We start from the raw sequence: 7,078 nt of genomic DNA, 5'->3' as shown, positions 1-7,078 counted from the left end.
CGCAGCGCGTCGCTCAGCGCCGCGATCAGGGTCTCGATGTGTTCGCGCATGGCTCCTCCTCGTTCACAGAAGAGGAGCCGGGAGCCTCGCGCCTGATACTCGCCCGGGAACCGCGCGGGGGTCAGGCCGCGATCTCCGCGAACGCCCGCACCGGGAAGGTGCCGAAGCCCTCGACCGCCGGCGGGGCCGCCGTGAACCGCGCCCCCCGCGGGGGCACGGCACCCAGGTTCGTCAAGTGCTCGACGACGTGCACGCCCGCGCCGAGCAGCAGCGAGTGGGCGGGCCGCTCGCCCCCGGCCTCCGTGTCGTCGATGTTGAGCGAGTCGATCCCCACCAGCACCGCGCCCCGGTCGATCAGCCACTGCGCGCCCTCGCCCGTGAGGAACGGCGCGCCGACACCGTATTCCGGCTGTCCGAACCAGCGATCCCAGCCGGTGTGCAGCAGGACGGCGGCTCCACGCACGTCGCGATCGGCGAGCGTCTCGGGACGGATGCCCCGGCGCTGGGGCGTCCACGCGTCCTCGAGGTGGAAGACCTCCGCGCGCAGGCCCACGAGCGACGAAAGGTCGAGACCGGCGAGATCGGCGCCCTCGGCATAGCGGTGGAACGGCGAGTCGAGGTACGTGCCGGTGTTGCCGATCATCGTGATGACGTCCATCGCGAACTCCGTACCCGGCGCGTAGCGGATACGCGAGTCCTCCCGGGTGAGATGCGGCGCGATGGTGGGCGCCGGAAGTCCCGGGTAGGTGACGAGCCCGGCCCGGATCGGGTGGCTGAGGTCGACGACGCGCGTCGGGCCCGAGGCATCCACCCCGCCTCCCGGACCCGTCACGGCGTCGACGCCGCGACTGCCGCGGTGGGGCTCCTCGACGACCCTCAGTCCGCGCAGCTCGATCTCGTCGACCAGCGCCAGCCCGAGGTGGGCGATCAGGAGCTGCGCGACTTCGCCCTCGCCGAGGTCGGGCGACGGCAAGTCGAGCCGGAAGCCGGTGCCCGACATTCCCTCGCCGTTGGCGAAGCGGATGTCGAAGTCGAAGTGTGCGCGGTACTCGGTGTCGACAGGCATGGCGAGAGCCTAGGGGCCTCGGAATCCGGCCTGCGAGCCGGGCCACGCCCGGCGCCGGGAACGCGGCAGGATTCCTCTGGCGATCGTCCGTTTCGCCCGCACCGTTCCCGCGCGCGGTCGTTTCGTGCTCGCGCGGTCGAATAATGCGGCAGCGCGAGCACGAAACGGCAGCGCGACAGAATCCCGGCCGAGACAAGGGCAGCGCGAGCAGGAAACAGCAGCGCGAGCTGCAGCGCGTCGCGGCCGATAGCGTCTCACGCGACCGGTGGCAACCCCGTGCCGCGGCCGCCGCGACCGCCGTAGCGTCGGGTCATGGACACCTTCGACTTCGCACCCCGCCGCGCGATCGTGACGGCGTCGGACTCGGGCATCGGCAGGGCCACCGCGCTGGCCCTGGCGGATGCCGGCATGGATGTGGGCATCACGTGGCACCGCGACGAGGAGGGCGCCGAGCGCACCGCCGCGGCCGTACGCGAACGCGGCCGCAACGCCGAAGTGACGCGGTTCGACGCGACCGACCTCGAGCGCGTCGCACCGACGCTCGATGACCTCGTCGAGCGGCTCGGCGGCATCGACGTCTTCGTCAACAACGCCGGCGGCGGCTCGGGCGGGCCGTTCCTCGACGTGTCGATCGAGGACTGGCGCCAGATCGTCGCGCTCAACCTCGACGGCGCGTTCGCGGGCCTGCAGACGGCGGCGCGGCACATGGTGCACGCGGGCCGCGGCGGGCGCCTCATCGCCATCACGAGCGTGCACGAGTCGCAGCCTCGCGTCGGCTCGGCCGCGTACGTCGCCGCCAAGCACGGTCTCGGCGGCCTCATCCGGACGATGGCGCAGGAGCTCGGCGAGCACGCGATCACCGCGAACGCGGTGGCGCCCGGCGAGATCGCCACTCCCCTCACCGATCAGAAGCCCGAGGATGCCGAGCACACCCATCGCCCCGGCGTCCCGCTCGGCCGTCCAGGCAAACCCGAGGAGATCGCCGCGGTGGTCGCGTTCCTCGCGTCGCCGGCGGCCAGCTACGTCACCGGCGCGAGCTGGGGCGTGGACGGCGGGATGCTGCAGATGGGGCCGCAGGCCGGCTCGCACCTCACGAGCGATGCGTGGCGGGAAGGATGAGCATGGACACCGAAGACAACACGGGCATGACCGACGACGAGAAGCGCCGCGATCAGCTGACCTCGGCCCCCGACGCCGTCGAGTCCGACGCGGATCCGCGCATCGATGTCACGCATCGCGACGGCGTGACGCGCATAAACCTCCGCGATGACGCCGACGTGCGTCCCGGCGATCCCACCAAGGACCCCGAGGCCTGACCCGCCGCCCGCGGTGCGAATCTCCGCCGGTGGACCACCCGCGGGGTGGATCGCCGGGCGTCAGGGCCTCACGAACAGGTAGCCGCGCTCGTCGTCGAATCCGCCGATCGCGAGGCCGTCGGCGACGTGGCCGAGCACGGCGTTGCGCACGCGCAGGCGCCAGGCCGCGGCATCCGTCGGCGCCTCACGGCGCATGGGCTCGATATCGTGCGGGATCTCGACCGCCGCGACCACACGATCGCCCTCTGGCGTGCGCACCGGCGGCGCGGCGAGCGCCCACGACACCATGATGCGGTCGGTATCGTCTCCGCGGTTGACGCCGTCGTCCATCGGTCCGTAGTGGTTGACGAGGTACTCGGTCACGCGGGTGCCGAGCACGCGCAGGTTGAAGTGGGCGTTGCGGGCGACGAGCGGGTCGAAGGTCCACGTGATGTGGCCGACCTCTCGCGCGAGGGCCCATTCTCGCTGGTGCTGCTTGAGCACACGGCCGAGACCGTGCGCCTGGCGCCCGGGCAGCACGCCGGTGATGTGGCTGTGCATCGAGCGCGATGCGGGAGCCGCGAAGAAGGCGACAGATGCCCCGACCATCTCTCCGCCCTCATAGAGGCCGACTGCGTAGTTGCCGGAGTGGGCGAGTGCGCGCAGCAGATTCGGCGGCATTCCGCCGCGGTCGCCGCCCCACACCGCGGCGAGCACGTCCGACGCGCGGAACACCTCCTCGACGGTGTCGAGCGGACGGATCTCGATGCCCGGCGGCGTCGCGGTGTCGGCCATGCCCACCAGTCTGCACCCGCCGGGCGCGGGCGTCGGCGGCACCGATAGCCTGGGCGGATGGGTGCGGGTGACGAGAGCGCGAGACGACGACTCACCCGGATGCCTCGACAGGGCGCCATCGTGGCGGTGCTGGCCGTCGCGGGCCTGTGCTCGTCGTTCATGTTCACCCTGATGGTGCCGATCCAGTCGAAGCTGCCCGAGCTGCTCCACGCGAGTCGCGAAGACACCGCGTGGGTCGTGACCTCGACTCTGCTCGCGGCCGCGGTGATCACGCCGATCTCGGGGCGTCTGGGCGACATGTACGGCAAGCGCCGCATCCTGCTCGTGCTCGTCGCCGTGATGGTGGCCGGCTCCGTCATCGCGGCGCTGTCTCCCGGGATCATCGGCATCATCGTCGGGCGCGCGCTGCAGGGCGCGATCGTGGGCGTGGTGCCGCTCGGCATCTCGATCATGCGCGATGTGCTTCACGAGGACCGGGTCGACTCGGCGATCGCGTTCATGAGCGCCACGCTCGGGGTCGGCGGGGCGCTCGGCCTGCCCATCAGCGCGGCCGTCACCGAGCGCAGCGATTGGCACATGCTGTTCTGGATCGCCGCGGGGCTCGGCGTCGTCGTCTTCGCGCTCGTCGTGTGGATCGTGCCGGTGAGCGTGCTGCGCACGGCCGGCCGGTTCGACTTCATCGGCGCCGCGGGGCTCGCCCTGGGCCTGGTCGGCGTGCTCCTCGCGGTCTCGCGCGGCAACGAGTGGGGCTGGGGGTCGCCCGCGGTGCTGATCTCGGGGCTGGGCGGACTCGCGGTGCTGCTGTGGTGGGGCTGGTTCGAGTTGCGCATCGCCGAGCCCCTGCTGGATCTCCGGGTCGCGGCCCGGCCGGCGGTGCTGCTCACCAACATCGCCTCGGTCGCGATGGGGTTCGCGCTGTTCGCGTCGAACATCGTCTATCCGCAGATGCTCGAGCTGCCGGTTGCGACCGGCTCGGGGTTCGGCCTCTCCCTGCTGGCGGCAAGCCTGGTGGTCATGCCGTCGGGCCTGGTCATGATGATCCTCTCCCCCGTCGCCGGGCGCATCGCGCAGCGCACCGGTCCCAAGCTGCTGCTGCTGCTCGGCGCCGTGTCGCTGATCGTGGCGTACGGGTTCACGCTGCTGTGGTCGTCGGAGGTGTGGCACCTCGTCGTCGCCAACATCCTCATCGGCGCCGGCATCGGGTTCGGCTACGCCTCGATGCCGATGCTCATCATGCGGTCGGTGCCGCAGAGCGAGACCGGCGCCTCGAACGGCCTCAACGCCCTCTTCCGCTCGCTCGGCACGAGCACGGCGGCCGCCGTCATCGGAGCGGTGCTCGCGACCTACTCGATCGACTTCGAGGGCGTGCCCGTCCCCACGACGGACGGCTTCACGCTGTCGCTGATCCTCGGCGGAGCGGCGGCGGTCGTGGCCCTGGCGATCGCGGTGTTCATCCCCTCGCGGCGCGCGCCCGAGGAGCGGCATCCGTCGCTTCCGGATTGAACTCCTACTGACGCGGCGCCGCCGGGCCCGCTAGCCTGACGTCATTGTCGGGAGCCGACGGGAGCACGCGCATGGACGGGCGGGATCAGAACGACCGGCGAGACGAGCCCGAGCAGGTGCCGGTGGGGGTGCCCGAGGGCGCGACGGCGGCGGCGGATACCTCGACCCGGCGCGGCGAGCGGGCGGCTCGCGAGAGCGGCACCGACGCGGCCGGCACCACAGCTGCGCAAGACGGCGGTGACCACGACACGCGGTTCTTCGGACAGCCGTGGGCGCTCGCGCATGTGTTCGGCGTGGAGATGTGGGAGCGATTCAGCTTCTATGGGATGCAGGGCATCCTGCTGCTCTACATGTACTACTCGGTCGCCGAGGGCGGGCTCGGGATCGACGAGGCCGTCGCCACCGGCATCGTCGGCGCCTACGGCGGCACCGTGTACCTCTCGACGATCCTCGGCGCGTGGGTCGCGGACCGGCTGCTGGGGTCGGAGCGCGTGCTGTTCTACAGCGCGATCGTGATCATGGCCGGGCACGTCGCGCTCGCCGTCCTGCCGAGCACGTGGGGACTCGGCATCGGCCTGGTGCTGGTAGCGGTCGGCTCGGGCGGCCTCAAGGCCAACGCCACCTCGGTGGTCGGCACGCTCTACGCCGAGAAGGACCCGCGCCGCGACGCCGGCTTCTCGCTGTTCTACCTCGGCATCAACCTCGGCGCCTTCTTCGGTCCGCTCGTCACGGGCGCGCTGCAGTCGTCGATCGGCTTCCACGCCGGGTTCGCCGCGGCCGCAGTCGGCATGGCGCTGGGTCTCCTGCAGTACTCGTTCGGACGCAAGCAGCTGCCCGCGTCGTCGCGCATGGTGCCCAATCCACTCCCGAGCGACCGGCGCCTCATCGCCGCTGGCGTCGGCGTCGCGGGGTTCATCGTCATCGCCGCCCTCGTGCTCATGGGCGTCATCCGCGCCGACAACCTCGCCGGCATCGTCATCATCGTGACGCTGGTCGCCGCGGTCGCGTACTTCGCGGTGATCCTCACCTCGCGCGCGATCAGCGGCACGGAGCGCTCGCGCGTCTACGGCTTCATCCCGCTGTTCATCGTCAACGTCGGCTTCTGGTCGCTGTACCAGCAGCAGTTCACGGTGCTCACCCTCTACTCCGACCAGCAGCTCAACCGCGACATCTTCGGCTGGGAGATGCCGGTGTCGTGGGTCAACTCGATCAACCCGATCTTCGTGATCATCCTGTCGGGCGTCTTCGCCGCGATCTGGACGAAGATGGGGGCACGCCAACCCTCGACGCCGGTGAAGTTCGCGCTCGGAGCGATCATCATGGGCATCGCGTTCCTGCTGTTCCTGCCGTTCGCGAACGGGGCACCGAACTCCACGCCGCTGCTCGCGATCGTCGGCATCCTGCTCGTCTTCACGATCGCCGAGCTCTTCATCTCTCCCGTCGGCCTCTCGGCCTCGACCAAGCTCGCGCCGCAGCGGTTCCACACGCAGATGGTCGCGCTCTACTTCCTGTCGGTGGCGCTGGGCACATCGCTCGCAGGCTGGCTCGCGCAGTTCTACGACCCGGCGAACGAGGTGCCGTACTTCACGATCCTCGGCTTCATCGCGATCGGGCTCGGCATCGCGCTGTGGTTCTCGGTGAAGCCGGTGCTCGCCCTGATGCGGGGTGTCAGGTGACGGATGCCGCGCAGGCGCCCGGCGCCGTGGCGGGCTCAGCGCGGCGCTGACACGGCGAGCCTCGCCCGGGCGAGCATGACGCCCACCACGCCGAACAGCGCGGCGACTCCCATCGCGGCTGCCGACACCGCCGTGGTGACGGTCGGCGCGGTCTCTCCGCCGGCGATGCCGCCCAGCCACGGGCCGACCGCGATCCCGACGTTGAAGAGGACGACGATGCCCGCGCTCGCGAGCGTGCGCGTGCGCTCGGTGGCGATGCGCATGAGCGTCGTCTGCAGCAGCGGGAACAGCGCCCCGATCGCGAAGCCCCACACCAGCAGCGCGCCGATGACCGCGGCGAGCGCGCCGGCGGCGACGGTCAGCACCGCGAAGGCCACGGTGAAGGAGACCAGAATGGCTACGAGGGCGCTCCGGGGGAAGCGGTCGGCGAGGAAGCCGGCGACCACGACGCCCACCATCCCGGCCATGCCGTAGGCGAACAGGAGCATCGCGGCCCACTCGCCGCCGATGGCCGCCGATACCTCGAGGTACGGCCGGATGTACGTGAACGACGCGAACTGCGCGACGGCGATGAGGACCGCCGACGCTCCGAACGCGGCGAGAGCGGGCAGCGACGGATCCCGCCAGAATCCGCGCGCCCGGTCGGTCGTGTCGTTGCGCGCGGGCACGTAGCGCGGCATCCCCCGCACCACGATGACGCCGATGACGAACGCGATGCCGCCGAGCACGACGAACGCCGCCCG

7 protein-coding genes are annotated in these 7,078 nt (G+C 71.2%); 4 read left to right on the top strand and 3 right to left on the bottom strand.

Annotation, left to right across the window (positions count from 1 at the left end; all coding sequences use genetic code 11):
• Positions 1-121: 121 nt before the first annotated feature.
• Positions 122-1,066 carry a cyclase family protein gene (locus tag EIO58_RS10135; RefSeq protein ID WP_127819435.1) on the bottom strand — a complete coding sequence of 315 codons (945 nt, stop codon included), beginning with the start codon at positions 1,064-1,066 and terminating at the stop codon, positions 122-124.
• A 312-nt stretch (positions 1,067-1,378) separates the two neighbouring features.
• Between EIO58_RS10135 and EIO58_RS10130 the strand changes: the two genes are divergently transcribed.
• Together EIO58_RS10130 and EIO58_RS10125 are read left to right on the top strand one after the other, a co-directional pair.
• Positions 1,379-2,185, top strand: a complete 807-nt coding sequence (locus tag EIO58_RS10130) for an SDR family oxidoreductase (RefSeq protein ID WP_127819434.1) — start codon at positions 1,379-1,381, stop codon at positions 2,183-2,185.
• 2 nt (positions 2,186-2,187) lie between these two features.
• Positions 2,188-2,382: a hypothetical protein gene (locus tag EIO58_RS10125; RefSeq protein WP_240658711.1), complete on the top strand. Its 195-nt coding sequence runs from the start codon at positions 2,188-2,190 to the stop codon at positions 2,380-2,382.
• Positions 2,383-2,442: 60 nt separating this feature from the next.
• On the opposite strand, the gene EIO58_RS10120 is transcribed toward EIO58_RS10125, so the two are convergent.
• Positions 2,443-3,156 (bottom strand): GNAT family N-acetyltransferase, encoded by a 714-nt coding sequence (locus tag EIO58_RS10120; RefSeq protein ID WP_127819432.1) that lies wholly within the window; start codon positions 3,154-3,156, stop codon positions 2,443-2,445.
• 99 nt (positions 3,157-3,255) lie between these two features.
• Here EIO58_RS10120 and EIO58_RS10115 point away from each other — a divergent pair, with 99 nt between their 5' ends.
• Positions 3,256-4,659, top strand: a complete 1,404-nt coding sequence (locus tag EIO58_RS10115; protein WP_127819437.1) for an MFS transporter — start codon at positions 3,256-3,258, stop codon at positions 4,657-4,659.
• Positions 4,660-4,730: 71 nt separating this feature from the next.
• Positions 4,731-6,335: a peptide MFS transporter gene (locus EIO58_RS10110; protein ID WP_127819436.1), complete on the top strand. Its 1,605-nt coding sequence runs from the start codon at positions 4,731-4,733 to the stop codon at positions 6,333-6,335.
• A gap of 35 nt (positions 6,336-6,370) precedes the next feature.
• On the opposite strand, the gene EIO58_RS10105 is transcribed toward EIO58_RS10110, so the two are convergent.
• On the bottom strand, positions 6,371-7,078 hold a 708-nt coding region (locus tag EIO58_RS10105; RefSeq protein WP_164861625.1), incomplete at its 5' end, for an MFS transporter.

This window comes from Microbacterium sp. CPCC 204701 (assembly GCF_004010105.1).
In the GTDB taxonomy this organism is placed as follows: Bacteria; Actinomycetota; Actinomycetes; order Actinomycetales; family Microbacteriaceae; genus Microbacterium.
Note: the sequence above shows the minus strand (reverse complement) of the source record. Positions and strands in the feature narration are given on the sequence as shown.

Excerpts from the sequence above, each read along its gene's own strand:
- EIO58_RS10135 (WP_127819435.1), bottom strand. The coding sequence starts at position 1,066 with ATGCCTGTCGACACCGAGTACCGCGCACACTTCGACTTCGACATCCGC.
- EIO58_RS10130 (WP_127819434.1), top strand. The coding sequence starts at position 1,379 with ATGGACACCTTCGACTTCGCACCCCGCCGCGCGATCGTGACGGCGTCG.
- EIO58_RS10125 (WP_240658711.1), top strand. The coding sequence starts at position 2,188 with ATGGACACCGAAGACAACACGGGCATGACCGACGACGAGAAGCGCCGC.
- EIO58_RS10120 (WP_127819432.1), bottom strand. The coding sequence starts at position 3,156 with ATGGCCGACACCGCGACGCCGCCGGGCATCGAGATCCGTCCGCTCGAC.
- EIO58_RS10115 (WP_127819437.1), top strand. The coding sequence starts at position 3,256 with ATGCCTCGACAGGGCGCCATCGTGGCGGTGCTGGCCGTCGCGGGCCTG.
- EIO58_RS10110 (WP_127819436.1), top strand. The coding sequence starts at position 4,731 with ATGGACGGGCGGGATCAGAACGACCGGCGAGACGAGCCCGAGCAGGTG.